At 71.7% G+C, this 24,205-nt stretch carries 23 protein-coding genes; 9 read left to right on the forward strand and 14 right to left on the reverse strand.

What is annotated here, in order from left to right:
• Positions 1 to 102 precede the first annotated feature (102 nt).
• From proC to AN216_RS24470, 4 genes are all read right to left on the reverse strand, one after another.
• A complete protein-coding gene (gene proC / locus AN216_RS24455; protein ID WP_070198898.1) occupies positions 103 to 912 on the reverse strand; it encodes a pyrroline-5-carboxylate reductase in 810 nt (269 codons plus the stop codon).
• Between the two features lie 128 nt (positions 913 to 1,040).
• Positions 1,041 to 1,778 (reverse strand): ABC transporter permease, encoded by a 738-nt coding sequence (locus AN216_RS24460; protein WP_070198899.1) that lies wholly within the window; start codon positions 1,776 to 1,778, stop codon positions 1,041 to 1,043.
• Positions 1,775 to 2,533 (reverse strand): ABC transporter ATP-binding protein, encoded by a 759-nt coding sequence (locus tag AN216_RS24465; protein WP_079166955.1) that lies wholly within the window; start codon positions 2,531 to 2,533, stop codon positions 1,775 to 1,777. The genes AN216_RS24460 and AN216_RS24465 overlap by 4 nt, the downstream gene beginning before the upstream one ends.
• Positions 2,534 to 2,903: 370 nt before the next feature.
• Positions 2,904 to 3,194, reverse strand: a complete 291-nt coding sequence (locus AN216_RS24470; protein ID WP_070198900.1) for a hypothetical protein — start codon at positions 3,192 to 3,194, stop codon at positions 2,904 to 2,906.
• A gap of 664 nt (positions 3,195 to 3,858) precedes the next feature.
• On the opposite strand from AN216_RS24470, the gene AN216_RS24475 reads away from it, so the two are divergent.
• The 3 genes from AN216_RS24475 to AN216_RS24485 all read left to right on the forward strand — a co-directional run bounded on the left by AN216_RS24475 (position 3,859) and on the right by AN216_RS24485 (position 5,967).
• Positions 3,859 to 4,128 (forward strand): cation:proton antiporter regulatory subunit, encoded by a 270-nt coding sequence (locus tag AN216_RS24475; RefSeq protein WP_070198901.1) that lies wholly within the window; start codon positions 3,859 to 3,861, stop codon positions 4,126 to 4,128.
• On the forward strand, positions 4,125 to 4,469 hold the full coding sequence (locus AN216_RS24480; protein WP_070198902.1) for a CBS domain-containing protein: 345 nt from the start codon (positions 4,125 to 4,127) through the stop codon (positions 4,467 to 4,469). The genes AN216_RS24475 and AN216_RS24480 overlap by 4 nt, the downstream gene beginning before the upstream one ends.
• 211 nt (positions 4,470 to 4,680) lie before the next feature.
• Positions 4,681 to 5,967 (forward strand): ArsB/NhaD family transporter, encoded by a 1,287-nt coding sequence (locus tag AN216_RS24485; protein ID WP_070198903.1) that lies wholly within the window; start codon positions 4,681 to 4,683, stop codon positions 5,965 to 5,967.
• 63 nt (positions 5,968 to 6,030) lie between these two features.
• On the opposite strand, the gene AN216_RS24490 is transcribed toward AN216_RS24485, so the two are convergent.
• The 5 genes from AN216_RS24490 to AN216_RS24510 all read right to left on the reverse strand — a co-directional run bounded on the left by AN216_RS24490 (position 6,031) and on the right by AN216_RS24510 (position 11,408).
• Positions 6,031 to 6,540 (reverse strand): hypothetical protein, encoded by a 510-nt coding sequence (locus tag AN216_RS24490; protein WP_070198904.1) that lies wholly within the window; start codon positions 6,538 to 6,540, stop codon positions 6,031 to 6,033.
• Positions 6,541 to 6,640: 100 nt separating this feature from the next.
• The gene (gene ilvD / locus AN216_RS24495) at positions 6,641 to 8,482 is read right to left on the reverse strand and encodes a dihydroxy-acid dehydratase (protein WP_070198905.1); all 1,842 of its coding nucleotides are present in this window, start codon (positions 8,480 to 8,482) and stop codon (positions 6,641 to 6,643) included.
• 225 nt (positions 8,483 to 8,707) lie between these two features.
• Complete coding sequence (locus AN216_RS24500) at positions 8,708 to 9,460, reverse strand: TetR/AcrR family transcriptional regulator (RefSeq protein ID WP_079166957.1); 753 nt, start codon at positions 9,458 to 9,460, stop codon at positions 8,708 to 8,710.
• Positions 9,457 to 10,293 (reverse strand): sugar phosphate isomerase/epimerase family protein, encoded by an 837-nt coding sequence (locus AN216_RS24505; RefSeq protein ID WP_070198906.1) that lies wholly within the window; start codon positions 10,291 to 10,293, stop codon positions 9,457 to 9,459. Before AN216_RS24505 ends, AN216_RS24500 begins: the two co-directional genes overlap by 4 nt.
• Positions 10,294 to 10,475: 182 nt before the next feature.
• Complete coding sequence (locus AN216_RS24510) at positions 10,476 to 11,408, reverse strand: Ppx/GppA family phosphatase (protein WP_070198907.1); 933 nt, start codon at positions 11,406 to 11,408, stop codon at positions 10,476 to 10,478.
• Positions 11,409 to 11,460: 52 nt separating this feature from the next.
• On the opposite strand from AN216_RS24510, the gene AN216_RS24515 reads away from it, so the two are divergent.
• Positions 11,461 to 12,318: a DUF3109 family protein gene (locus AN216_RS24515; RefSeq protein ID WP_170843217.1), complete on the forward strand. Its 858-nt coding sequence runs from the start codon at positions 11,461 to 11,463 to the stop codon at positions 12,316 to 12,318.
• A gap of 80 nt (positions 12,319 to 12,398) precedes the next feature.
• On the opposite strand, the gene AN216_RS24520 is transcribed toward AN216_RS24515, so the two are convergent.
• Positions 12,399 to 13,892, reverse strand: coding sequence for a hypothetical protein (locus AN216_RS24520; RefSeq protein WP_244502641.1), 1,494 nt, complete (start codon positions 13,890 to 13,892; stop codon positions 12,399 to 12,401).
• Positions 13,893 to 14,364: 472 nt separating this feature from the next.
• On the opposite strand from AN216_RS24520, the gene radA reads away from it, so the two are divergent.
• Together radA and disA are read left to right on the forward strand one after the other, a co-directional pair.
• The gene (gene radA, locus AN216_RS24525; RefSeq protein WP_070198918.1) at positions 14,365 to 15,834 is read left to right on the forward strand and encodes a DNA repair protein RadA; all 1,470 of its coding nucleotides are present in this window, start codon (positions 14,365 to 14,367) and stop codon (positions 15,832 to 15,834) included.
• Between the two features lie 138 nt (positions 15,835 to 15,972).
• Complete coding sequence (gene disA / locus AN216_RS24530) at positions 15,973 to 17,115, forward strand: DNA integrity scanning diadenylate cyclase DisA (protein ID WP_079166958.1); 1,143 nt, start codon at positions 15,973 to 15,975, stop codon at positions 17,113 to 17,115.
• Positions 17,116 to 17,218: 103 nt separating this feature from the next.
• On the opposite strand, the gene AN216_RS24535 is transcribed toward disA, so the two are convergent.
• Entirely contained in the window at positions 17,219 to 17,989 is a 771-nt protein-coding gene (locus tag AN216_RS24535) for a MerR family transcriptional regulator (RefSeq protein WP_070198919.1), read from the reverse strand.
• 253 nt (positions 17,990 to 18,242) lie between these two features.
• On the opposite strand from AN216_RS24535, the gene AN216_RS24540 reads away from it, so the two are divergent.
• Complete coding sequence (locus AN216_RS24540) at positions 18,243 to 19,151, forward strand: ABC transporter ATP-binding protein (RefSeq protein ID WP_212732753.1); 909 nt, start codon at positions 18,243 to 18,245, stop codon at positions 19,149 to 19,151.
• Complete coding sequence (locus AN216_RS24545; protein ID WP_070198912.1) at positions 19,148 to 19,996, forward strand: ABC transporter permease; 849 nt, start codon at positions 19,148 to 19,150, stop codon at positions 19,994 to 19,996. The genes AN216_RS24540 and AN216_RS24545 overlap by 4 nt, the downstream gene beginning before the upstream one ends.
• A gap of 161 nt (positions 19,997 to 20,157) precedes the next feature.
• On the opposite strand, the gene AN216_RS28440 is transcribed toward AN216_RS24545, so the two are convergent.
• On the reverse strand, positions 20,158 to 20,973 hold the full coding sequence (locus AN216_RS28440) for a hypothetical protein (protein WP_070198913.1): 816 nt from the start codon (positions 20,971 to 20,973) through the stop codon (positions 20,158 to 20,160).
• A gap of 234 nt (positions 20,974 to 21,207) precedes the next feature.
• On the opposite strand from AN216_RS28440, the gene AN216_RS24555 reads away from it, so the two are divergent.
• Positions 21,208 to 21,867 carry a phosphatase PAP2 family protein gene (locus tag AN216_RS24555; RefSeq protein WP_070198914.1) on the forward strand — a complete coding sequence of 220 codons (660 nt, stop codon included), beginning with the start codon at positions 21,208 to 21,210 and terminating at the stop codon, positions 21,865 to 21,867.
• Positions 21,868 to 21,889: 22 nt separating this feature from the next.
• On the opposite strand, the gene AN216_RS24560 is transcribed toward AN216_RS24555, so the two are convergent.
• Positions 21,890 to 22,615, reverse strand: coding sequence for a response regulator (locus AN216_RS24560; RefSeq protein WP_244502642.1), 726 nt, complete (start codon positions 22,613 to 22,615; stop codon positions 21,890 to 21,892).
• Positions 22,612 to 24,205, reverse strand: a 1,594-nt coding sequence (locus AN216_RS30495) for a sensor histidine kinase (RefSeq protein ID WP_070198915.1), incomplete at its 5' end; no start/stop codon positions are given. The genes AN216_RS30495 and AN216_RS24560, both read right to left, overlap by 4 nt.

Here is a 24,205-nt window from a genome sequence, read left to right on the forward strand (position 1 = left end):
CCGTCACACGACGGCGAGAAACGCTCCCCCGGAACCAACCGGCCCCGTGGCAACCCGGAGGACACTACACGACGTCTTCGCTTCTCTCAAACCGGTTCTCGCTCAGCCGCGCCCGGAGGCCAGTTCGCGACTGCGGTCGCGGGCGGCCTCGATGGCGGCGAGCAGCGCCGCTCGCACACCGTGGTTCTCCAACTCACGGATGGCGTTGATGGTGGTGCCCGCTGGCGACGTGACGTTCTCCCGCAGCGTGACCGGATGTTCACCGCTGTCCCGGAGCATCGTGGCCGCCCCGATGGTCGCCTGGACGATCAGTTCGTGTGCCTTGTCCCGTGGCAACCCGAGCAGGATTCCGGCATCGGTCATGGCCTCCACCAGGTAGAACAGGTACGCCGGCCCAGAGCCGGACAGCGCGGTGGCGGCGTCCTGTTGGGACTCCGGGACCCGGAGGGTCTTGCCGACACCTCCGAAGATCTCCTCCGCGCGTGCCAGATGCGTCTCGCCCGCGTCCCTGCCCGCGGAGAGCACGGACATTCCCTGGTCCACCAGCGCCGGCGTGTTCGTCATGACCCGGACCACGGGCGTCCCCGCGGTCAACCGCTCCTCGAAGAAGGTGGTGGGGATGCCCGCCGCACCGCTGATGACCAGTCGCCCGGCTGGTACGTCTGCGGCCAGCTCGTCCATGACACCGGCCATGTCCTGCGGTTTGACGGTGATGATGAGAGTGTCCGCGGCCTTCGCGGCTTCCGAGGCCGACACGCACTCCACGCCGTATCGCACCCGCAGTTTCTCGGCACGCTCCGGTCGTCGGGCGCTGGCCAACAGGCGGGACGGTGACCAGCCGCCCCGGATCATGCCGGAGAGCAGCGCCTCACCGATCTTCCCGGCGCCGACGACGGCGACTTTCTGCGTCATGAAGGTTCACCTCGTACGGATGGCTACGATGCGTGACCCATCCTCGCACCCTTCTCCCACCCGGTGCTCGGCGTCCCGGTCCGGAGCGGCGTGCCACCGTCCTCTCAGGCCGAGGGCGGGCCCGCAGCTCAGACCGTACGGCGGCGGAGGGTGATCGCCCCCAGGCCCAGGACCAGCAGGGCGCTGCCCGCCACGATGACGAGGTCGCGCAGGAAGTCACCGGTCACCTCGGCGTTCGAGACGACCTCGGTCATGCCGTCGACGGCGTAGGACATCGGCAGGACGTTCGAAACGGCCTCGAGTACGGGCTGCATGGTGTCCCGTGGGACGAACAGGCCGCAGAGCAGGATCTGCGGAAAGATGATCGCCGGCATGAACTGCACGACCTGGAACTCCGAGGCCGCGAAGGCCGAGACGAAGAGGCCCAGCGCCGTGCCGAGCAGTGCGTCGAGCAAGGCGACGACGAGCAGCAGCCAGGGCGAACCGAGGATGTTGATGTCCAGCAGCCAGACGGCGACCCCGGTGGCGAGTGAGGCTTGTACGGCGGCGAGCGCGCCGAACGCGAGGGCGTAGCCGAGGATCAGGTCCCCTTTGCCCAACGGCATGGACAGCAGTCGCTCCAGTGTGCCGGAGGTGCGCTCCCGCAGTGTGGCGATCGAGGTCACCAGGAACATCGTGACCAGCGGGAAGATGCCCAGCAGGGAGGCGCCGATGCTGTCGAAGGCCCGCGGGTCCGCGTCGAAGACGTAGTAGAGGAGCACCAGCAGCAGCACCGGGACGAGGAGCAACAGGGCGATCGTGCGCGGGTCGTGGCTCAGCTGCCGCAGAACGCGACGGGCGGTGGCCACGGTACGGGTGGTGTTCATGCCCGGGTCTCCTCCTGTGCTCGTGCGGTGTCGACCAGACGCAGGAACGCGTCCTCGACGGTTTCGGTACGGGTGCGGGCTCGGAGCGCCTCCGGGGTGTCGTCGGCGAGGAGGCGTCCCGCACGCATCAACAGCAGTCGCTGGCAGCGGTCGGCCTCGTCCATGACGTGTGAGGAGACCAGCAGGGTCGCGCCGCGCTCGCGGGCGATCCGGTGGAAGAGGTTCCACAGGTCTCGGCGGAGTACGGGGTCCAGCCCGACGGTCGGTTCGTCGAGCACCAGCAGGTCGGGAGCGCCGAGCAGGGCCACCGCCAGCGACACGCGGCCGAGTTGGCCACCGGAGAGGTTTCCCGCGAGTGCGTCGGTGTGCGAGGTCAGGTCGACGTCGGCCAGTGCCTGGGTGACCTGGGCGGGCCGTTCTCGGCGGGGGACGCCCAGGACGGCGGCGAAGTAGTCGAGGTTCTGCCGGGCGGTGAGGTCGAGATAGACGGAGGGTGCCTGAGTGACGTAGCCGATCCGGGCGCGCAGCGACGCGGTGCCCGCGGGCTCGCCCAGGACCTCGAGCCGTCCGGTGACCCGCGCCTGGGTGCCCGCGAGGGCACGCATCAGGGTCGACTTGCCGCAGCCGGACGGACCGAGCAAACCGGTGACCGTGCCAGGAGCGACATCGAAGGAGAGGTTGTCCAGGATCGTACGGCCGCTGCGCACGACGTGAAGATCGCGCGCACGGATGGCGGGAGGAGAGTTATTCATCATGTGTTGAATTATGCTCTTGACGCACCACTCCGTCAAGCAACTCAAGCCGCGTTCACGGGGGTGTGAGCGCACCACCGCGCGCGTCGACGTGTATCGGGGTGCGCGGGAGGGTGGGAGTGCGCCGTAAGAAGCATGGGACGCGCACGTCGGCTCCAGCGACGACACGTGGGCCGCGGGAGCGAGTGCTGTCAAGGCCGCACGTGCGGGAGGCCCGGAGGCCAGAGGCGCCCATCCGTCGAAGCCTGTTACGTCGAAGCGAAGCAGTAGAGAGGCAGGGCGGCAGCAGGACCAAGCGGCAGCGGCGGAAGGTGTCTCAGCCGCGCGCATGTCACGCACAGCGCGGCGCACGGCCGCAGTACGCGGACGGGCCTCACTCGAGCTCGCGCGGCAGCCTCTCCTCCAGCGCCTCGATGGACTTACGCGTCTCGGCGAGTTGCTCGACGCTTCTGCGATGCAAGTCGACATTGTCCTCGAGAAGTCTGGCGTACTTCTCGGCGAGTTGCTTGTACCGCTCTTCCTGCGCGGCCAGCATGCGAGCCCGCCAGGTCGCCGCGATCTGCCAGACGAGCACGATCAGCAGCACGAAGACCCCACCGGTGCCCAACGCCGCTGCCCACACATCCGCCGAATCGGCCGCCGCGGTCACGAACCGCTCGCCCATCTCAACTCCCCCTCGCAGTCCGCTCTCCCTGACCGTTCGCCTCGGCAACAGGCTCACCTCCGCGCGCCGGGAAATCCAGTGGAGACAACCAACCTCCGGGACAGTTCCGGGGTGCCCCCCCAGATCTCTCCGGGATCGTCTCCTCAGAGATACGGCCACGCCTCATTCGGTACGCCACGGCATGCCCGCGGGCGAACACGCGCTACGGAACTGGGTGTCGCCACCCATGGACTTCCGGCGAGCTTCTGCGCACGCTGCTGTGACAGTCCCGGTTCGGGGCGGAACACCACGGGGCCGCACCCGGCGTACGCGGGCGTGGTCAGTCAGCGCCCGCACTGGCTCGTGGTCACGTCGCGCGCCCCGGCACCACCCGGCGATCGCCCGACATCAAGCCGCGCCCCCGCTACCCGCCCCAATATCCCCGCCCTGAATCCCCGCCTGGCAATCCCCGACCGAGACGGTTTCGTCCGTCCGGAGATCGGCATCTACACGCTGTCCCGGAAGGAAATGGGTGTCGTCCCCCATGGCGGCTACCGGTGATGTCGACAAAGATCAGGGACATAACCGTTGTGTTGCGTGGAGTACCGAGTCGACGCGCTATGTGAGGCCCCGTGAGGCACACCTGGCACAGTCGGCTGGGCTGCCTGGAAGAAGGGACTGGGACATGGAGATCACCCGCAGCACCGTGCCGGGTGTGGGAGCCATCCACCAGTTCGTCACCCGGGACGGCGTGCAGTTCGGCATCTATCTGAACGACGACGGGGCCAGGGAGCTCGTCCTCTACGGCCCCGACGACCGGGACACGCCTCTGCGGAGGATCATGCTGGCCTCGGACGAGGCCGACCAGTTGGCCGAGACCCTGCACAGTCGCGCACTGACGGAACGGGTCAGCGAACTCGAGCGGCGGGTCAACCGACTCACCACGAAGAAGTGAGCCGGCTGCCCGGGCTGATCGTGGTGGACGACGCTTCCCGCCCGCGGATCGTGCTGCCGGGGACGCAGGTGCTGGGCCTCGCGGTCCCCGGCGCGTACCAGAAGGACCCAGCGCTGACGCGGATCGTCAACGAGGAGTACGCCGACACCTGTTGGCTGGAGCTCAGCGGCATGACGGTCGGCGACGCCCTGCCCGAGCGCCCCGCGAAGCCGGTGAAGGTCGCGGCGGACGCCACGTGGTGGGAAGTCGCGGCGCTCGTGGCACGACTGCACAGCCCGCTCGTCGCGGTGGTTGACCAGGAACGTCTCCTCGTCGGCGCGATCACCCTGGACCGCCTCTGACCAGCGTCGCCGTATTCGGCTCTGGTGACTGACGCACCCGTTTTCCCGTTGTTCCGGCCCCACCACCGGGGCCGGTGATCCCGCCTGTCCGGAGGTTCGTACTCATGCACGCTTATCAGCTCATCATGTACATGACATCACGATGTCGCAGGCTCAGACAGCGTGCCGGCGATGCCGGCGGTCATCCGACCGGCCCGCCGGGGAGCGACCGTTGAGCGGAGCAATCGCACTCGGCATCTTCGTGGTGGCGTTCTACTTCATCGCCACCGAGAAGATCGACAAGGTCAAAGTCGTCCTCACCGCGGCCGGGTTGATGGCCGTACTCGGACTCATCCCCGGCTCCGGGGTCTTCTTCTCCGAACACGCGGGCATCGACTGGAACGTCATCTTCTTGCTCTTCGGCATGATGATCATCGTCGGAGTGATCAAACAGACCGGGGTCTTCGACTACCTGGGCATCTGGGCGGCAAAGCAGTCCCGGGGAAGGCCGTACCGCCTGATGGTGCTGCTGATGGTGATCACCGCCATCGCCTCGCCCTTCCTGGACAACGTCACCACGATCATGCTCGTGGCCCCGGTCACGGTGGTCGTGTGCGGAAGACTCGGTCTGCCCGCGCAGCCGTACCTGATCGCCGAGATCCTGGCATCCAACATCGGCGGAGCGGCGACCCTCGTCGGTGACCCGCCCAATATCATCATCGGCAGTCGGGCGGGCCTGACCTTCAACGACTTCCTGGTCAACATGGCGCCCATCGTGGTGATCATCTTCGTCGCCTTCGTCGTGATGACCAAGTGGATGTTCCGCAAGTCCTTCCGCTACCAGCCCGAGAAGATCGAGGCCGTGATGGCCCTGCAAGAGCGGAAGGCCATCACCGACGCCCGGTTGTTCATCCGCTGCATGATCGTGCTCAGCGGTGTCGTCATCGGCTTCAGCCTCCACTCGGTTCTGCACGTCGACCCGTCCGTCGTGGCTATGGTGGGAGCGGGCGTGATGCTGCTCGTCGCCCAACTGGACACCAACGACGTGCTCCAGGAAGTGGAGTGGCCCACCCTCGCGTTCTTCATGGGCCTGTTCGTCATGGTCGCCGGCCTGATCCACACCGGGGTCATCCGGACCCTGGGCGAGTGGTGCGTCGACGCCGTCGGGGACAACTACTTCGGCGCGGCCACGGTGCTGCTGTTCGGCTCGAGCGTCTTCGGTGCCTTCTTCGACAACATCCCCTACGTCGCCTCTATGGCCCCCGTAGTGGAGGGGCTGGTCGCGCAAGCCCCGGACCCGCAGACCGGTGAGGCCCTGTGGTGGGCCTTCGCGCTCGGCGCGGACTTCGGCGGCAACGGTACGGCCGTCGCCGCCAGCGCGAACGTCGTCGCCATCGGCATCGCCAAACGCAGCGGCCACCCGATCAGCTTCTGGCAGTTCACCCGCTACGGCATCCTGGTCACGCTGCTCAGCACAGCCATGGCCTGGGTGTACGTCTGGCTGCGGTACTTCACCTGACGATCCGGCCCGTACGGCCCGCCGGGCGCCCCGCACACGCGAGCGCCCGGCCGCGGCCGGGGCTCAGCGCCGGCGCTTGTTCCGCTTGGCCGGATTGCCGGTACGGGAGGTGCGGCGCCGCTCGTGCTGCCGTACGGCCTCGTCGTACTCCTCCCGGAGCACCCGCTCGCCCGGCGCCTCGAACAGCCCGCGCAGGGCGTACGCGAACAGCACCCCGATGAAGCCGACCAGCAGCAGGCTGCGCAGCGAGCGCTCCCGCTCCCGCTCCTTCTGGGTGTCCGGGCGACGCTGCCCGAAGCCGGTCAGGGTGTGCGCGAAGCCGACCGAGCTGCACACCGCGAACAGCACCACGACCAGTCCTCGCACCCATCCGGCGACCTCGGCGAGGGCCAACCCCTCGTACGCGGAACGCAGCGCGAAGGCGCCCAGCAGCACCAGGGCCAGCGCCCCCACGACGAGGCCGGCCCGCCGCAGGGCGTAACCCCCGGTGTGGTCGACCCAGGTCGTGCCGAAGAAGCGGATGGGCTCGGGGCTGGGTCCGTCGACCCCGTCGGGACGGCGCGCATCAGTCATACCCCCGATTATGGCGGGGGCGCCCCGCCGCTTCCCCGGGTGGCTCCCGGGTTTCTCCCGTGGGGTGCGTGTCCGGGTGCGCGTGCCGCGCCGGGCCGGGTCAGCCGCCCAGCATGTCCACGTCCCGCACCGCGCCCTTGTCCGCGCTGGTCGCCATGGCGGCGTACGCCCGCAGCGCCGTGGACACGTGACGCTTCCGGTCGCGCGGGGCGTACCGGCCCTGCAACGCCGCACGACGAGCGGCCAACTCCTCGGCGGAGACCTGGAGTTCGATACCGCGTCCGGGGATGTCGATGCGCACCGGGTCGCCGTCCTCGACCAGCGCGATGACACCGCCTGCGGCGGCCTCCGGCGAGACGTGCCCGATGGACAGGCCGGAGGTGCCACCGGAGAACCGGCCGTCCGTGACCAGGGCGCACTTCGCGCCGAGACCACGTCCCTTGAGGAAGGAGGTGGGGTAGAGCATCTCCTGCATGCCGGGGCCGCCCTTGGGCCCCTCGTAGCGGATGACCACCACGTCGCCCTCCTTGACCTGCTTGGCGAGGATCTTCTCCACGGCCTCTTCCTGCGACTCGCAGACCACCGCTGGCCCTTCGAAGGTCCACACCGACTCGTCGACCCCGGCGGTCTTGACCACGCATCCGTCCTCGGCGAGGTTCCCGTGCAGCACGGCGAGCCCGCCCTCGGTGGAGTAGGCGTGTGCCACGTCCCGGACGCAGCCGCCGGCGGCGTCGGTGTCGAGGGTGTCCCAGCGCTCCGACTGGGAGAAGGCGGTGGCCGAGCGGACGCAGCCGGGAGCCGCGTGGAACAGCTCGACCGCCTCCGGCGCCGGGGCACCGCCCCGGATGTCCCACTTCCCCAGCCAGTCCGCCAACGAGGTGCTGTGCACGGTGTGCACGTCCTCGTTGAGCAGTCCACCGCGGTACAGCTCGCCCAGGATCGCCGGGATGCCGCCGGCCCGGTGCACGTCCTCCATGTAGTACGAGCCGTTCGGCGCGACCTTGGACAGGCAGGGCAGGTCGCGGGAGAGGGCGTCGATGTCCGGCATGGTGAAGTCCAGGCCGGCCTCCTGGGCCGCGGCGAGCAGATGCAGGATGGTGTTCGTCGAACCGCCCATCGCGATGTCCAGCGCCATGGCGTTCTGGAAGGCGGCCCGGGAACCGACACTGCGCGGCAGGACGGTCTCGTCGTCCTCCTCGTAGTACCGCCGGGCGGCCTCGACGACGGTGCTGCCCGCGGCCTCGTACAGCTCCCGGCGGGCGGTGTGGGTGGCGAGCACCGAACCGTTGCCGGGAAGGGCGAGTCCGATGGCCTCGGTCAGGCAGTTCATGGAGTTCGCGGTGAACATGCCGGAGCAGGAACCGCAGGTCGGGCAGGCGTTCTCCTCGATGAGCGCCATGTCCTGGTCGGAGACCGCGTCGTTCGCGGAGTCGGAGATGGCGGAGATCAGGTCCAGCTTGCGCACCGTGCCGTCGACGAGGGTGGCGGTGCCGGACTCCATCGGGCCGCCGGAGATGAAGACCGTGGGGATGTTCAGCCGCATCGCGGCCATCAGCATGCCCGGGGTGATCTTGTCGCAGTTGGAGATGCAGACCAGCGCGTCCGCGCAGTGCGCCTCGGTCATGTACTCGACGGAGTCCGCGATCAGGTCCCGGGAGGGCAGCGAGTACAGCATTCCGGCGTGACCCATGGCGATGCCGTCGTCGACCGCGATGGTGTTGAACTCCCGCGGGACTCCGCCGGCCGCCTGCACCGCTTCCGAGACGATCCGGCCCACCGGCTGCAGGTGGGTGTGTCCGGGGACGAACTCGGTGAAGCTGTTGGCCACGGCGACGATCGGCTTGCCGAAGTCCTCGCGCGCTACGCCCGCGGCGCGGAGGAGAGCGCGTGCGCCGGCCATGTTGCGGCCGTGGGTGACGGTGCGGGACCTCAGCTCGGGCATGGCTGCTCCACTCCCAGTCGTGCTGTCGTGCTCGTGTGATGGTCTACGTCGTACGGCGGGTGCGCCGGAGGGTGCTCCGCCCGGCGGCTGTCCGTACGGCACACGCCGTCCGCCGCACCTCGGACGTGCGACGGTGACGCCTGCCCCTGAGGGTACGCCCGCCGCCCAGGATTCGGACGGCTTGATTGGATGGTGAGACGTGCCGGGTGAAGGGCCTCACCCGGCTCAGAGCCAAGACCCGGGCGGGGTGTCGGAATCCACCGGCCGGGGTGCTTCGGTGAGGTGGTGCTGGACGACCGGCGCGAGACGCGCGATCAGGTCCTCGACGTCCTCGGAGGCCAGCGGCTCGAACTTGATGACGTACCGCAGTAGCCCGACACCGACCAACTGGGCTATCGCCAGCTGCACCCGCACCTCCGCGTCCGGCGCGGCCAGCTGGCCGGCGAGCCGGGTGAGCATGTGGCGGGTGAGCATGCGCCGGAAGGCGGCCGCGGCGGTCTCGTTGTTGACGGCGGACCGCACCACGGCGAGCACAGGTTCCCGGGTCTCCGGGTCCTCCCACAGGCCGAAGATGAACCGGGCCATGTGCTCGCCGGCACCGTCCGGCCACACCGCCGCCACCTGGTCGGGGACGTGCAGGATCGGCGCGAACGCCTTCTCGATGGCGGCCTCGAAGACCTGCTCCTTGGTGCCGAAGTAGTGGTGCACGAGAGCCGGGTCGACTCCGGCTCCCCGCGCGATGCCCCGGATGGACGCCCTGTCGTATCCCCGCGCCGCGAACTCGGCGCGGGCGGAGGCCAGGATGCGGTCCGAAGCCGCCGGCTCTCCCGCGCTCCGCTCCGCGGAGGCCGGCCGGCCACGCTTGCGTACGCGCCGCTCCCCGGCGGCTGTCTCCTCGCCCGGGGCGGCCTCGTCCGGGAGCGCCCCGCCGGGTGCGGCCTCGGGAGGCTGACCGGGCCCGCCGTGGCCGCCGCTCATCGCTCGTCCCCGTCCAGTCGCGTACGGCCCGGCGCACCGCAGACGTCCGGCGCCGTGCGCAGGTGCCGGCGGGTGTAGTCGAGCGCCTCGGCCAGGTCCGCCTCCCGCTCCGCGGCGGACATGGCCCGGCGGGTGTTGACCTCCACCACCACGTGGCCGTCGAACCGCCACTCGCCGAGCTGCTGGAGCAACTCGGCGCACGGCTGCGCGCCCCGGCCGGGCACCAGGTGCTCGTCCTTGCCCGAGCCGCTGCCGTCCGCGATGTGCACGTGCCCGAGCCGGTCACCCATCCGGTCCACCATGGCCAGGGTGTCCGTACGGGAGGTCGCGGTGTGTGACAGGTCGATCGTGAAGTGCCGGTAGTCCTCCTCGGTGGGGTCCCAGCCCGGTGCGTACGCCAGCATCTCCCGATCCCGGTAGCGCCAGGGGAACATGTTCTCCACGGCGAAGCGCACGTCCGTCTCGTCCGCCATCCGCCACACGCCCCGTACGAACTCCCGGGCGTAGGCACGCTGCCAGCGGAACGGCGGATGCACCACGACGGTGCTCGCCCCGAGCCGCTCGGCGGCGCTGCGGGCCCGCTGGAGCTTGGTCCACGGATCGGTGGACCAGACGCGCTGCGTGATGAGCAGGCACGGCGCGTGTACGGCCAATACCGGGACACCGTGCGTGTCGGAGAGCCGCCGCAGCGCCTCCACGTCCTGGCTGACCGGGTCGGTCCACACCATCACCTCGACGCCGTCGTACCCCAGCCGCCCGGCGATCTCGAAGGCCGCCGCCGTCGACTCCGGATACACGGACGCCGTGGACAGCGCGACCTTCGCCGTCGGCATACGCTCCGCTGGTTGCACCACGAAGACAGCGTACGGCGGGTGCCTCCCCGGTCCGCCGCCCCGGGTCCGGCAGACGCGGTACGGCGCCCGTGCCGCCCGGTCGCCCGTACGCTGCGACTGACGCACGGCGCGAACGCCGTGGGCGGCCCCGTACGCCGTGGGCGGGGCCGTACGCCGTGGCCTCAGGCCACCGCCAGCTGGTCCAGCCGCCGCAGGATCACGCCCTCGCGCAGCGCCCAGGGGCAGATCTCCACTGCCTCCACGCCGAACAGGTCCATCACGCCCTCCGCGACCAGCGCCCCCGCCAGCAACTGTCGCGCGCGCCCCTCGGACACCCCGGGCAGCCCGGCCCGCTCCGCCGCCGTCATGCCGGCCAGCTCCGGCACCCGCGCCTCCAGCGTCTTACGCCCCAACTCCCGCTGCACGTACAGGCCCTCGCCACCGCCTGGCGCACCGGCGAGCCGAGCGAGCTGCTTGAAGGTCTTCGAGGTCGCGACGACATGGTCCGGCGGCCCGAGTCTGCTGAACACCCCGACCGTGCGGGCGATCTCGGCCCGCACGTGCCGCCGCAGCGCCCGTACGTCCGCCGCGTTTGGCGGGTCCCCGGGTAGCCAGCCCGCGGTGAGGCGGCCGGCACCGAGCGCGAGGGACACCGCGACGTCCGGCTCCTCGTCGATGCCGTAGCCGATCTCCAGAGAACCGCCGCCGATGTCCACGCACATCAGCTGACCGGCCGACCAGCCGAACCAGCGGCGTGCCGCCAGGAAGGTCAGCCGGGCCTCGTCCTCCCCGGAGAGCACCCGCAGCTTCACCCCGGTCTCCTCAGCGACCCGGGCGAGCACGCTCTCGGCGTTGCTGGCCTCACGTACCGCCGAGGTGGCGAACGGGAGCACGTCCTCCACCCCCTTCTCCTCGGCCACCTCGCGGGCCTCCTGGACGGCCGAGACGAGCCGGTCGATGCCGTCGGGGCTTATCGCGCCGCCCTCGTCGAGCAGTTCGGCGAGTCTGAGTTCCGCCTTGTGGGAGTACGCGGGCAGGGGACGGGCGCCGCGGTGCGCGTCCACCACGAGCAGGTGGACCGTGTTCGAGCCCACATCGAGGACACCGAGTCTCATACACAGCACGCTAACCGCCGTGCGTCCCGCCGCGGACGCTTACGCTGGGAGCGTGGGTAAGACGAAAGCGGCGAAGCGCGTGAAGCAGGACGACCGGGACCCGAGCGATGGCCCTTACGGCCCGCCGGAGCCGCGTACCGAGGAGACCGAGCTGGAATTCCCCCGCGCCTGGGTGGAGTTCCCGGACCCGGCGGACGAGGAACAGGTCTTCCGGTGCGACCTCACCTGGCTGACCTCCCGTTGGAACTGCGTCTTCGGGCAGGGCTGCCAGGGCATCCGCCCGGGGCGGGACACCGACGGCTGCTGCACGCTCGGCGCGCACTTCACGGACGAGGACGACGAGCGCCGCGTGGCCCGCGAGGTGGCGCGGCTCACCCCGGAGAACTGGCAGTTCCACGCCGAGGGCACCGCCTCCGGCTGGGTCCAGGAGGACGAGGACGGCGAGCGGCAGACCCGCCGCTGGCAGGGCGCCTGCATCTTCCACAACCGCCCCGGCTTCGCCGGCGGCACCGGCTGCGCGCTGCACACGCTGGCGCTGCGGGAGGGGCGGGAGCCGCTGGAGACCAAGCCGGACGTGTGCTGGCAGCTGCCCATCCGGCGGACGTACGAGTGGGTGGAACGACCGGACGGGGAGCAGGTGCTGTACGTCTCGATCGGCGAGTACGACCGTCGGGGCTGGGGGCCGGGCGGGCATGACCTGCACTGGTGGTGCACCTCGGCACCGTCGGCGCACGGCGCGGGCAAGGCGGTCTACGAGTCGTACCGGCCGGAGTTGATCGAGCTGATGGGCAAGGCGGGTTACGAGCGGCTGGCGGAGCTGTGCGCGCAACGGCTCGCCACCGAGCTGCCGCTGGTGGCCCCGCACCCGGCGGACCCGGCCACCCGGGATCAACCCGCCGCCCCGGATTAACCCGCCGATCCGGCGGGACCTGCCGCCCCGGCGGGACCACGCGCTGAACGCTCGGGCCTACGGTCGTACGCCGCGGGCCCTCAACTGGTGGACGGCGGGCTGGGCGCCGGATCGGACGGCCGCGGCGGGCTGGGCGAGGTGGACGCGGAGTCGCTGGGTGAGGGCTCCGGCTCCGTGGAGGGCGCGGAGGGCTCCGGGGACGGCTCCGTGGACGGCGCGGAGGGCTCCGGGTCCCGGGACGGTCCCGGGTCGCTGGGTTGCCCCGTCCCCGGCGATCCCCCGGGCCCCTCCGGGTGATCGCCGGTGCCGCCCCGCCCCTCCAGGGTGACCACCGCTCCCACCGGCCCGATACGAACGCTGGCGGCCCACTCGCCGGCTGGTTCCCGCGCCGCGTCGACGGAAACGGTCAGGGTGACCGAGGCCCCCGCCTCCAGCGTGCCGGCCGTACGGCCCAGCGAGAGCCAGGACGCTCCGGTGGCCGCGGACCAACTCACCGGTTCCGCGCCGGCGGTGAGCGTGATCAGGGTCGCGCCGTCGCCGTACCGCGCCTCGACGCGCAGCAGCTCCGACCCGGCCGTGGCCCCGGGCCCCGGTGTCACCCGCACGTCGACCTCGTCCGCCCCGGCCCCGTCCCGCCCGTCCGGCGCACGACCGGCCCGGCCGGCCTTCTCGTACGGGCCGCCGTCCTCGTCGCGCTCGGCCACCGAGACGGGTGACGCCTCGTGGCCCTCACCGATCAGCGGGGCACCACGGTAGGCGGCCCACAAGGCGAGCGCGGGCGTCGCGATGACCGTCGCGACCACGGTGGTCGTGACGGCACGGCTGCGCAGCCGCTCCCGACGGACGGCCCGGTCCGCCGGGTCGAGCGGGAAACCGTTCCGCCCGAACCGGGGGCTGGGCGCGAAGCGAGCCCGCCGGACGGCGTGCAGCGCCGCGTACACCGCCGGTCGTGGTGCCTCCAGCACGGCCAGCGGCGCGCCGCCCCGCGGCGCGGTGCCGGGCCAGGAGACGCCGGCCATGGCGTGCTCGGCGTCCCGCCGGCACTCGCCACACTCGTCGACGTGCCGGACCAGTTCGCGACGGAGCGCGGCACCGAGCAACAGCCGGTCGTCACCGGCCAGTCGGGCGACCGCCGGGCAGTTCCCGGACTCCACCACGGCCAGTGCGGCGCGGGTGCGCTCCACTTCGCAGGCGGCGCTGGTGAGGAGATCGCTGGCGGCCTCCGTACGCAGCGACAGGACGGTGGCGACCTCGGTGACCGGGAGGCCGTGCCGAACGGACAGCTCCAGGGCCTCCCGCTGCTCGGGGGTGGTGCCCGCAGCCTCGGGCCAGGCGAGCGCGCCGAGGTCGCGACGCCGCTGGATGGCGGCGGCGCTGGAGAGTCGGGGGCCGGCCGCGTCCCGTCCCTCGGCCTGTTGCGCGGACAGCCGGCGCAGACAGGCCCAGCGGCTCAGCGCGTAGAGCCAGGGCCGGAACTGACCGCGCTCGGTCGGCACCCGGTCCCTGGCGAACTGGCGTTCCGCCACGGCGAGTCCCTCGCCCAGAGCGGCGGTGGCCGCGTCGTGTTCGCACATCACCGAGAGGCAGTACGTGAAGAGGCCGTCGAGGTGTGGCGCGTAGTGATCGGAGCGATCCGATCGATTCGATCGGGAGGCGTCGGGACCTTGGCCGGCCGACCGCCGTACCGAGGGTGCTCGGTGTGTTCCGGTGGTCTGCGTGGGGTGCTCGCGCCTGCTGCTCTTCATCCGGCGACCGTAGGACGCACATCGGCGTTCATCGGCCCAGCAGGCGCTGGTTTAGCTCGTACGGGTGGTCAGCTCCCTCGAAAGAGGACATAGCAGGGCGTTGTGTTGCCAGCGTCACCCCGTACAACGTGCTTCTGTCAATGCGATGTTGACGAAGTTGAAGAAGGTGACGCTGGCGCGGAACGCGACCGGTCACCGTGCGCCAGCTTCGACGGACCGCGGAACCGACCGTCCCACCGCCGACGTCCGGCGCCGGCGACCGCCGGGCCCGCTGTCAGTACGCACGGATACGGTGAGCGGCATGGCTGCCCGTAAACCCTCCGCCAAGGAACGCCCCTCCTACCGCTGCTCCGAATGCGGCTGGACGACCGTGAAGTGGGTCGGCCGGTGCCAGGAGTGCCAAGCGTGGGGGACGGTGGAGGAGAGCGGCGGCGGTCCGGCGGCGCGTACGACCACGCCGGGCCGGGTATCCGCGCCGGCGCTGCCCATCGGCGAGGTGGACAGCCGCCAGGCCGCCGCGCGCGGCACGGGCGTGCCGGAGCTGGACCGGGTGCTCGGCGGCGGTCTGGTGCCCGGCGCGGTGGTGCTGCTCGCCGGAGAGCCCGGGGTCGGGAAGTCGACGCTGCTGCTGGACGTGGCCGCGAAGACGGCGGAGTCGAGCGGGCGCACGCTCTATGTCACCGGGGAGGAGTCCGCCGCCCAGGTGCGGTTGCGAGCGGACCGGATCGGGGCGATCCACGACCAGTTGTACCTCGCCGCCGAGACCGACCTGTCGGCCGTGCTGGGGCAGCTGGACGAGGTACGCCCCTCGCTGCTGGTGCTGGACTCGGTGCAGACCGTGGCCTCACCGGAGATCGACGGCGCGCCGGGCGGCGTCGCACAGGTGCGCGAGGTGGCCAGCGCGTTGATCCGGGCCTCGAAGGAGCGCGGCATGGCCACCCTGCTGGTCGGCCATGTCACCAAGGACGGCTCGGTCGCCGGCCCGCGCCTGCTGGAGCATCTGGTCGACGTGGTGCTGCACTTCGAGGGCGACCGGCACGCCAGGCTGCGGCTGGTGCGGGGCGTGAAGAACCGGTACGGCGCGACGGACGAGGTCGGCTGCTTCGAGTTGCACGACGAGGGCATCACGGGGCTGGCCGATCCCTCCGGGCTGTTCCTGACCCGGCGGGCCGAGCCGGTGCCGGGCACCTGTCTCACCGTCACCCTGGAGGGCCGCCGGCCCCTGGTCGCGGAGGTGCAGGCGCTGACGGTCGACAGCCAGATCCCCTCGCCGCGGCGTACGACCTCGGGCCTTGAGACCTCCCGGGTCTCCATGATGCTCGCGGTGCTCGAGCAGCGCGGCCGGATCAACGCCCTGGGCAAGCGGGACATCTACAGCGCGACCGTCGGCGGCGTGAAGCTCTCCGAGCCTGCCGCCGACCTGGCCGTGGCGCTCGCCCTGGCGAGCGCGGCCAGCGACACCCCCCTCCCGCAGAACCTCGTCGCGGTCGGCGAGGTGGGGCTCGCCGGCGAGGTGCGCCGGGTCACCGGCGTGCAGCGGCGGCTGTCCGAGGCGGCTCGGCTGGGCTTCACGCACGCGCTGGTGCCGGGCGACCCCGGACGGGTCCCGGAGGGGATGCGGGTGCGGGAGGTGGCGGACATCGGGGAGGCGCTACGGGTGCTGCCGGCCCGCCCCGAGCGCCGACCACGGACCACGGGCCGGGAGTCGGGCGACCCGGCGGTGGCGTCGGCGCCCGGGGAACCGGAGCACGCCAGGGCCGCCCGGCGGTAGCGAGCGGGCCCCGGAGGCGCCACGAGCCGTTCCGGTCCGCCGGTAGACTTTGCCCCGGTCTCACCCGTCAGCGGCGTAACGACCAGGTCGTCACCCGACAGACACGCGTACGAGAAGTCGCACGACCGAAGGAGTGCAGTGGCAGCCAACGACCGGGCAGCAGCACCCGGCAGGGCCAGCGGGAGCACGGGCGGCACCTCCCGCCCCGACAGCCTGATGCGCGCCTCACTGAGCGCGGTCGCGCCCGGCACCGCCCTGCGGGACGGTCTCGAACGCATCCTGCGTGGCAATACGGGCGGGCTCCTCGTCCTCGGCATCGACAAGACCGTCGAGTCGTTGTGCACGGGTGGTTTCGTGCTGGACGTCGAGTTCGCCGCGACCCGACTGCGTGAACTGTGCAAGCTGGACGGCGCGCTGATCCTGGACCGCGACATCACCAAGATCGTGCGCGCCGGGGTGCAGCTCGTGCCGGACGCCGCGATCCCCACGGAGGAGACCGGCACCCGGCACCGTACGGCCCAGCGGGTCTCGATCCAGACCGGCTTCCCGGTGGTCTCGGTCAGCCAGTCGATGCGGCTCATCGCGTTGTACGTGGACGGTCAGCGGCGGGTGCTGGAGGACTCGGCCGCCATCCTGTCCCGCGCCAACCAGGCGCTCGCCACCCTGGAGCGGTACAAGCTCCGGCTGGACGAGGTGGCCGGGACGCTCTCCGCGCTGGAGATCGAGGACCTGGTCACGGTCCGGGACGTGACGGCGGTCGCGCAGCGGCTGGAGATGGTGCGCAGGATCGCGACGGAGATCGCCGAGTACGTCGTCGAACTGGGCACCGACGGCCGGCTGTTGTCGCTCCAGCTGGACGAACTCATCGCCGGGGTCGAGCCGGAGCGCGAGCTGGTCGCCCGGGATTACGTGCCGCAGCCCGGCACCACCGGTCGCCGCTCCCGCACGGTCGTGCAGGCCCTGGGTGACCTGGACCGGCTGACCCACACGGAGCTGCTCGAACTCTCCACGGTGGCGCGGGCCCTGGGATACTCCGGCTCCCCGGAGATCCTGGACTCCGCCGTCTCACCGCGCGGTTTCCGGCTGCTGGCCAAGGTGCCGAGGCTGCCCGGCACGGTCATCGACCGGTTGGTGGACCACTTCGGCGGATTGCAGAAGCTGCTCGCGGCGAGCGTGGACGACCTGCAGGCCGTGGACGGGGTCGGGGAGACCCGGGCCCGTTCGGTGCGCGAGGGTCTGTCCCGGCTCGCGGAGTCCTCCATCCTGGAGCGGTACGTCTGACTCGGTCGAGCCGATTCCCGCCTGGCAACCAGGGCAGGCTTGACCGGGTGCCGATCGGCTGGTCGTCCGGTCGCCCGCTCCTGATGAGGCGGCGGCTCGGCGGCTACCGTACCGCCGCGTCCGTACCCGCTCCGGCGTACGCGTCCGCTCCGGCGCGCGGTTCCGTGCCCGCCAGGTAGTGGTGCAGCCAACTGGAGCCCGCCAGCATGCCGGTGGCCTGCTGGTTCAGCGCCTCCCGGCGCCGCGCGAGGGCGGCACGCAGGGCGTCGCTACCGCCGGTGGCGCGCAGGCCGTCGAGCACGGGCCGGATCTGGTCCAGCGGATAGCGGCTCTGGCGCAGCAGCCGGACCATCCGGGCGTCCCGTACGTCCGTGGAGTCGAACCGGCGAGTCCCGGTGACCGGCTCCCGTCGTGGCGCCAGCAGCCCGGCGGACTCCCAGACCCGTAGCGCGGACGTGCGCACGCCGAGCTGACCGGCGACCTCACCGATCAGCAGCCCGGACCGGGGAACGGCGGGGACGTGCGCTGGTTCCCGGGCGACCGCCTCGAGCGCCTCGGCGGTCACGCTGAGAGCGAGCCGCTGTTCGTGCAGCGCGGCGTGGGCCGCGTTCACCAGGGAGAGCGCGGCCGGCAGGTCCTCGGCGTGCACCGCGCGCATGACCGCCTGGGCGGTATGCAGGCCGTAACCCCCCAGCAGGCCGCGGTAGGTGAGCAGGGCACGACGGTGCCGGGCGTCGAACACGCGGTAGCCGGCCGCGGTTCGGGGCGCCGGGGGCAGCAGACCGGCGTCCGCGTAGTTGCGCACCTGTTGGGCGGAGATACCCGCCAACCGTGCCAGGTCGACGGGGCGGAGCCGGGGCTCGGGCGCGCTCATGACCGTACGGACCACGCTGCTGCCGAGAGCGGCGCGCGCAGCGGGTCCAGCTCGCGCGGCATGCACCCGGGGTTTGAAGGTTCTGCACACATGTTGCCAGCATATCGGCCATCCTTCACGGAAAAGTCCCAACAGGCACTTCAATGAAACACTTGAAGCCATGACCGCAGAGCAGCAAACAGGCGGCACGGCAGTGCCGGACCGTCCCCAACCCACCGACGCACAGCCCGCGATCCAGACCAGCGGCCTGCGTATGCGCTACCGCTCAGCCGATGTCCTGCACGGCGTGGAGCTGCGCGCCGAGCGCGGCGAGGTGCTGGCCCTCCTCGGGCCGAACGGCGCGGGCAAGACGACCACCGTCGAGATCCTGGAGGGTTTCCGGAAGCGCTCCGCCGGCGACGTACGCGTACTGGGCACCGACCCGACCCACGGTGACCAGTCGTGGCGCGCCCGGCTCGGGATCGTGCTACAGGCATGGCGCGACCACGGCAGATGGCGGGTGGCGGAACTTCTCGAACAGCTCGGCCGCTCCTACGAGCCGTATTCCACGGCCGACCGTCCCCGGCCGTACGACACCGGCGAACTCCTGCGGCTCGTCGGACTGACCGAGCAGTCCGACCGTACGGTCGCGACGCTCTCCGGCGGCCAACGGCGCCGCCTGGACGTGGCCATCGGCCTGGTCGGCAGGCCGGAGGTGCTGTTCCTCGACGAACCGACCGTCGGCTTCGACCCCCAGGCCCGGCGGGAGTTCCACGAACTGGTCCGTCGCTTGCCCGAACTACGGGACACCACCATCCTGTTGACCACCCACGACCTGAACGAGGCGGAGAAGCTGTCCGACCGCATCGTGATCCTGGTCGGTGGCCGGATCGTGGCCGGTGGCACCCCCGCGGAGCTGGCCGAACGGCTCTCCCGCGACACCGAGATCCGGTATCGCCACGGTGGCGAAGCACATGTGACCACGGCCGGGGACGCCACCGGCCTCGTACGCGAACTCCTCGCCCGGCACGGCGAGTCGATCGAGGACCTGGAGGTACGCCGGCCCAGCCTGGAGGACGTCTACCTCGAACTGGTCCACGAGGCCGAGACCGGCCGGGACGCAGCCGAGACCGACCGGGATACAGCCGCCTCCGCAGCGCCGCGTGAGGTGAGCGCGGCATGAGCCCCAAGCTCACGACCGTACGCGTCGGACTGCGCCGCGGCTGGATCGAGTTCCGCCTGACCGTCACCAACGTGGGTGAGATGCTCGGCTGGTTGTGGCCCTCCCTGCTCGCGCTGCTGGTGATGTACGCGCTACGGGACAGCACCGTCCCTGGTACGGACTTCTCCCTCGGTGCCCAGTCGATCCCCGGCATCCTCGGCATGAACATCGTCCTCACCGGGATGATGGGCCTGGCCAGCACGCTCATCACGGAGCGCGAGGACGGCACGCTGCTGCGCGCGAAGGCCATCCCGAACGGCGTCCCGGGCTACCTCACCGGCAAGGTGGTCAGCCAATCCGGGATGACGGCGGCCGTGCTGCTGGTCGTGTTGCTGCCCGCCGCGTTCCTCTTCGACGGCCTGGAGTTGGGCGAAGTTTCCTCCTGGCTACGGCTGTCCTGGGTGGTCGTACTCGGCCTGGTCGCGACGCTGCCGCTGGGCGCGCTTCTCGGCGCGGTCTTCCACAGTCCGCAGGGCCTGGGCGTCATCATGCTGCTGTTGACGGGGATGGTGGGCATCTCCGGCGTCTTCTACCCCATCACGGCGCTTCCCGAGTGGCTGCAACTGCTGGGACAGCTCTTCCCGGTGTACTGGCTCGGTATCGGCATGCGCTCGGCACTGTTGCCGGAGACGATGTCCGCGGTGGAGATCGGCGACTCCTGGCGGCTGTGGGAGACGCTGGGTGTCCTCGGCCTCTGGGCGGTCCTCGGCTTCGCGCTGGCGCCGCGCGTGTTGGGACGGATGGCGCGACGCGCCGACGGCGCCCGGCTGGCCTCCGCCTCCCCGGCACAGCCCGCCTCGAGCTGAGCCGGGCGCGCAGCCGTGCCGTGCTGGGGCGCCGCGCCGGGGCCCGCTCCCCAGCACACGGCCACGCCCGCCGTCCCCACGGGCCGGGGCTGGGCTCGGGGACGTGGCCCCGGGAGGGGACACGAGGGCGGGACCGGGAGCAGCGCCGGGACCACGGGCCGTCAGTCCTTGGCCAGCACGAACGAGGTCTGGGCCGCCGACAGCCCCCGCACGCTCGCCTCCACCAGGTAGGTGTCCGCGCCCGCCGGGTCCGCCGGCTCCTTGCCGCAGCCGGGCTTGCTCTCCTTACGGTCCCAGCTCAGCTCCTGGACGGTCTTGCCGCCGGCCGGCACCTGGACGTACGCGGAGCCGCCGTTCGGGGGGCAGTCGTCGGAGGACCAGACCTTGTTGTCCTCGGAGTCGCTGATCTTGAGGACGGTGGCGGTACGTCCCAGGTCGATCCGGCAGTCCTCCCCGCCGTCGTTCCGCACGGTGAGGGTGAACTCCGGTTCGTCGCCCGGCGCGTACTCGTTCTCCGCGCTGCTGAGCTCCACCTCGGTGGAACCCGGATCGCAGACCGGCAGGTCCGAGCCGGCGGGCATCGCGCCGCCACCCGTCACGCTGCCGCTGGAGCCGCCGAGCGCGCCACCGCTCGTGCCCCCGCCGGAGCCACCCGAGCCACCGGAGCCCTCGGAATCACCGCCGCCCGAACCGCCGTCGCCCCCGGCCGAGTCGGCGCCGCCGTCCCCCTCGTCCCGCCCGCCGGGGCGCTCGTCGTCCCCCGACTCGGAGTTGGACGGCCCCGGGGTGATCGGGTCGCTGGGGCCTCGACCGCCGTTCCCCGACTCGTGGCCGGCCTCGTCACTCTCGTCACCGCCGAAGGTCAGCGCCCAGACGGCCAGCAGCACGAGGGCCGCCAGGATGGACAAAGCGACCGCTCTCCGCCGCCAGTAGATGGAGGACGGAAGCGGCCCGATCGGATTGCGCAGAGATCCCACGTGAAAACCTTACGAGACAACTCCCGCCCCACAGGCCGATACCCACCGCTGGACCCCCATGACTTTGCCCGTACGACCGCCGTACGACCGCCGCGTCAGCGGCCGTTCGACAGCCGTACGCCTGACGGTCCAGCCCGGCGCGGCTGCCGTGCCGCGCGCCCCTGTCGAAAGTCAGGGTGACGCCCGGTCGTTCGGGCGGTGTGCGAGGTTCCCGGGGCTCCTACGGTCTGCGGCATGGAAGAAGCTCTCTATCGCGAGGTCACCGACTTCGCCCACGAGACCCCGGGTTGGGTGCACGCCCTGGCCGAGGTCGGTACCGAGGCCGGTCTGTTGCTGCTCGCGGCCCTGCTGTGCGCGGCCTGCCTCACGGACCTGCGGCGCACCGGCGCGTACGGACGTGCGGCCGCGCTGCTCACGCCAGCGGCGGTCGCCGTGGCGTACGGCCTGAGCGAACTGACCAAGCTGCTCGTACGGGAGGAGCGCCCGTGCCGTGCGGTGCCCGACGCCGCCCCGTCGATCGCCCCCTGCCCCGGCGTGGGCGACTGGTCCTTCCCGAGCAACCACGCCACTCTCGCGCTCGGAGCCGCGACCACGCTGCTCCTGCTGCGGCGGGCCTGGGGATGGCTGGTGTTGCCGGTGGCCCTGTTGACCGCGTTCTCACGGGTGTTCATCGGGGTGCACTATCCCCACGACGTGCTCGCTGGGGGGCTGTTGGGGTCGGCCGTGCCGGCACTGGCCGCCGCTTTCCTCGTACGCCCCGGGGCACGGCTGTTGACACGTCGAGGCATGCCCTCCGCTGTCGGACAGGTCGGCGACCCGTACAGACCTGACCGGGCGTACGAGGACCACGGCACGGTCGGCGAGCGGGACGGCAGCGGCCGTCCGCCAGCCTGACCGACTCCCCCGGCCCGGCCGGTCAAGCGAGCCCGGCCTCGTAGGCGACGATGGCCGCCTGCACACGGTTCTCCACCTCCAGGCGGTCCAGCACCGCGCTGACATGGCCCTTGACCGTGCCCTCCACCAGGTGCAGCCGCTGAGCCACCTCGGCGTTCGACCATCCGCGCGCCACCAGGGCCAGCACCTCCCGTTCCCGGGTGGTGAGTCCGTCCGTACGGGCGCGGGCGAGGGCTCCGCGGTTCAACCGCCCGCCGACCCCGCCGTCCAGCTCGGTCAGCACATGACGGGCGACGGTGGGCGAGAGGAAGGCGCCGCCGCTGGCCACCGCCCGCACCCCGGCGAGGAGTTCGTGCGGGTCGCCCGTCTTGAGCAGGAATCCGGTGGCTCCCCCGCTGAGGGCCCGGGCGATGTAGTCGTCCTCGGCGAAGGTGGTGAGGATGGCCACGGCGGTGCCTGGGGCGGTCGAGTCGGTGGCGGCGTCGCCCTCACCGATGGCCCGACCAGCGGTGGCGCTGGTGCTGGCACTGATACGCAGGATCTCCTCGGCCGCCGCGAGGCCGTCCAGACGGGGCATGCGGATGTCGAGGAGTGCGACGTCCGGCCGGTGGGCGCGGGCCAGTTCGACCGCCTCCCGCCCGTCCTTCGCTTCGGCCACCACCTCTATTCGTGGGTCGGTGGCCAGGATGGTTCGTACGCCCGCCCGGACGATTGTCTCGTCGTCGGCCAGCAGTACCCGAATGGTCAATCTCGGTCTCCCAGTCCCTGGATCACGTGCTTGCCGGTCAGCTTGCCGTCCCGGAAGCACAGCCTGTAGATGTCGACGCTGGTGAACAGCTCGCCGCTGCCGCGGTAGTAGGCGCATCGCCCGCCGGCCGGCCGGGCGGGCGCCCGGTCCAGGGGCGGGTTCGTCTCCTGCCGGGCGGGCAGTTTTTCCCGTACGGCAGGCTCGGAATCGCCGATTTTCAGCCGCCTGTAGTCGATTGGCGAGAGCACCTGTTCCGCCGTCGTGTGGACGTACCAGCCGAGCGTGCCGGCCGCCAACAGCGCCATCGCGAGGCCCGCGAGAGCCGCCGCGCAGCGTGTGCCTCGCTGCGCCTCCGCTCGTGTCCCGGCGAGGAGCCTGTCGACGTCCCTCCCGCCGCCCGTACGGGGGCTGTTCGTCGCCCCACCGGACGCGCCGGCGTACGTGCCGGTGTCCGAGCCACAGTTCGCCGGGAAGCGGGCGGTCACCTGGAAGCCGCCGTCCCCGCTCCCGCTGGTGTGCAGGGCGCCGCCGGCCAGTCGTACCCGCTCCCGAAGGGCGACCAGGCCCGTACCGCCGTCGCGCGACGGGCCGGCGGTCCTCCCCGCGAGCGGAGGCTCCGGCGGTCCGTTCCGAACGCGCACGGTGAGCCCCCCGGCGGCGCGGTCCACCGCGACGGTCACCTCCGCGCCCGGGGAGTGCTTGGCGGCGTTGGTGAGTGCTTCCCGGACGACGCGGCACCCAGCGCGGGGAACCGCGCCGCGGGTGCTCGGGCCGCCCTCCGGTTCACCGGCATCCGTCAACAACCGCACCGGCAGGCCGGACGCGGCGCTGCGCCGCACCAGGGTCTCGATGCTCTCGTCGACCGGGGTGAGCGGAGCAGCACCGTCCGCGGACCGGGTGGACCGTTCGTCCGGGTCGGCCGGCTGTGCCGCCTCGTCCAGCCTCATCGACTCGTCCGTCCCGTCCGGTTCGCGGAGGACCCCGATGATCTCCCGTAGCCGTTCGGTGGCCTCCGCCGTCTCGGCCCGCAGCCCCGCCACGGACTCCCGGTGCTCCGCCGAGAGGTCCGGCGCGAGCTGGAGTGCCGCCGCGCGCAGTGCGATCAGGCTCAGGTCGTGGCCGAGCGCGTCGTGCATGTCCTCCGCGATACGCGCCCGCTCTCGCAGCCTGGCCTGTGCCGCCACGATGCGTTGCTCCCGTTCGAGCTGTTCCGCCCGTGCCCAGCCGGCGGCCGCCAGCGCCTGGTCCTGCCTGCGGTAGCGGCCCGTGATCCACGGGAAGATCGCTCCGACGAGCATCGTGCCCACCATCGCCACCCACACCAGTCCCGGCTCGGCCTCGCGCACGTCGTCCGGCGTACGGGCGAAGGCGCCGGCCGTGCCCGCGGCCGCCAGCGCGGCGAAGCCGAGCAGAGCGGGCCCGCTGTGTGCGTCACGACGTCCGAGGAAGTAGCTGAACACCGCGAGCGGCGGGCTGTACGACAGCGTGAGCAACCGCGGCGAGGCACACAGCGCGAGGGCGGCGACGAGCAGCCAGCCGGCCACCGGCCAGCGGCGCGCGAGGGGCAGCGCGAGCGCGAGCTGCTGTACG

It is taken from the genome of Streptomyces oceani (genome assembly GCF_001751245.1).
Classification (GTDB): Bacteria; Actinomycetota; Actinomycetes; order Streptomycetales; family Streptomycetaceae; genus Streptomyces; species Streptomyces oceani.

Coding starts and splice junctions, on each gene's coding strand:
- proC (WP_070198898.1), bottom strand. CDS start 912: ATGACGCAGAAAGTCGCCGTCGTCGGCGCCGGGAAGATCGGTGAGGCG.
- AN216_RS24460 (WP_070198899.1), bottom strand. CDS start 1,778: ATGAACACCACCCGTACCGTGGCCACCGCCCGTCGCGTTCTGCGGCAG.
- AN216_RS24465 (WP_079166955.1), bottom strand. CDS start 2,533: ATGATGAATAACTCTCCTCCCGCCATCCGTGCGCGCGATCTTCACGTC.
- AN216_RS24470 (WP_070198900.1), bottom strand. CDS start 3,194: ATGGGCGAGCGGTTCGTGACCGCGGCGGCCGATTCGGCGGATGTGTGG.
- AN216_RS24475 (WP_070198901.1), top strand. CDS start 3,859: ATGGAGATCACCCGCAGCACCGTGCCGGGTGTGGGAGCCATCCACCAG.
- AN216_RS24490 (WP_070198904.1), bottom strand. CDS start 6,540: ATGACTGATGCGCGCCGTCCCGACGGGGTCGACGGACCCAGCCCCGAG.
- ilvD (WP_070198905.1), bottom strand. CDS start 8,482: ATGCCCGAGCTGAGGTCCCGCACCGTCACCCACGGCCGCAACATGGCC.
- AN216_RS24500 (WP_079166957.1), bottom strand. CDS start 9,460: ATGAGCGGCGGCCACGGCGGGCCCGGTCAGCCTCCCGAGGCCGCACCC.
- AN216_RS24505 (WP_070198906.1), bottom strand. CDS start 10,293: ATGCCGACGGCGAAGGTCGCGCTGTCCACGGCGTCCGTGTATCCGGAG.
- AN216_RS24510 (WP_070198907.1), bottom strand. CDS start 11,408: ATGAGACTCGGTGTCCTCGATGTGGGCTCGAACACGGTCCACCTGCTC.
- AN216_RS24520 (WP_244502641.1), bottom strand. CDS start 13,892: ATGTGCGAACACGACGCGGCCACCGCCGCTCTGGGCGAGGGACTCGCC.
- radA (WP_070198918.1), top strand. CDS start 14,365: ATGGCTGCCCGTAAACCCTCCGCCAAGGAACGCCCCTCCTACCGCTGC.
- AN216_RS24535 (WP_070198919.1), bottom strand. CDS start 17,989: ATGAGCGCGCCCGAGCCCCGGCTCCGCCCCGTCGACCTGGCACGGTTG.
- AN216_RS24540 (WP_212732753.1), top strand. CDS start 18,243: ATGCGCTACCGCTCAGCCGATGTCCTGCACGGCGTGGAGCTGCGCGCC.
- AN216_RS24545 (WP_070198912.1), top strand. CDS start 19,148: ATGAGCCCCAAGCTCACGACCGTACGCGTCGGACTGCGCCGCGGCTGG.
- AN216_RS24555 (WP_070198914.1), top strand. CDS start 21,208: ATGGAAGAAGCTCTCTATCGCGAGGTCACCGACTTCGCCCACGAGACC.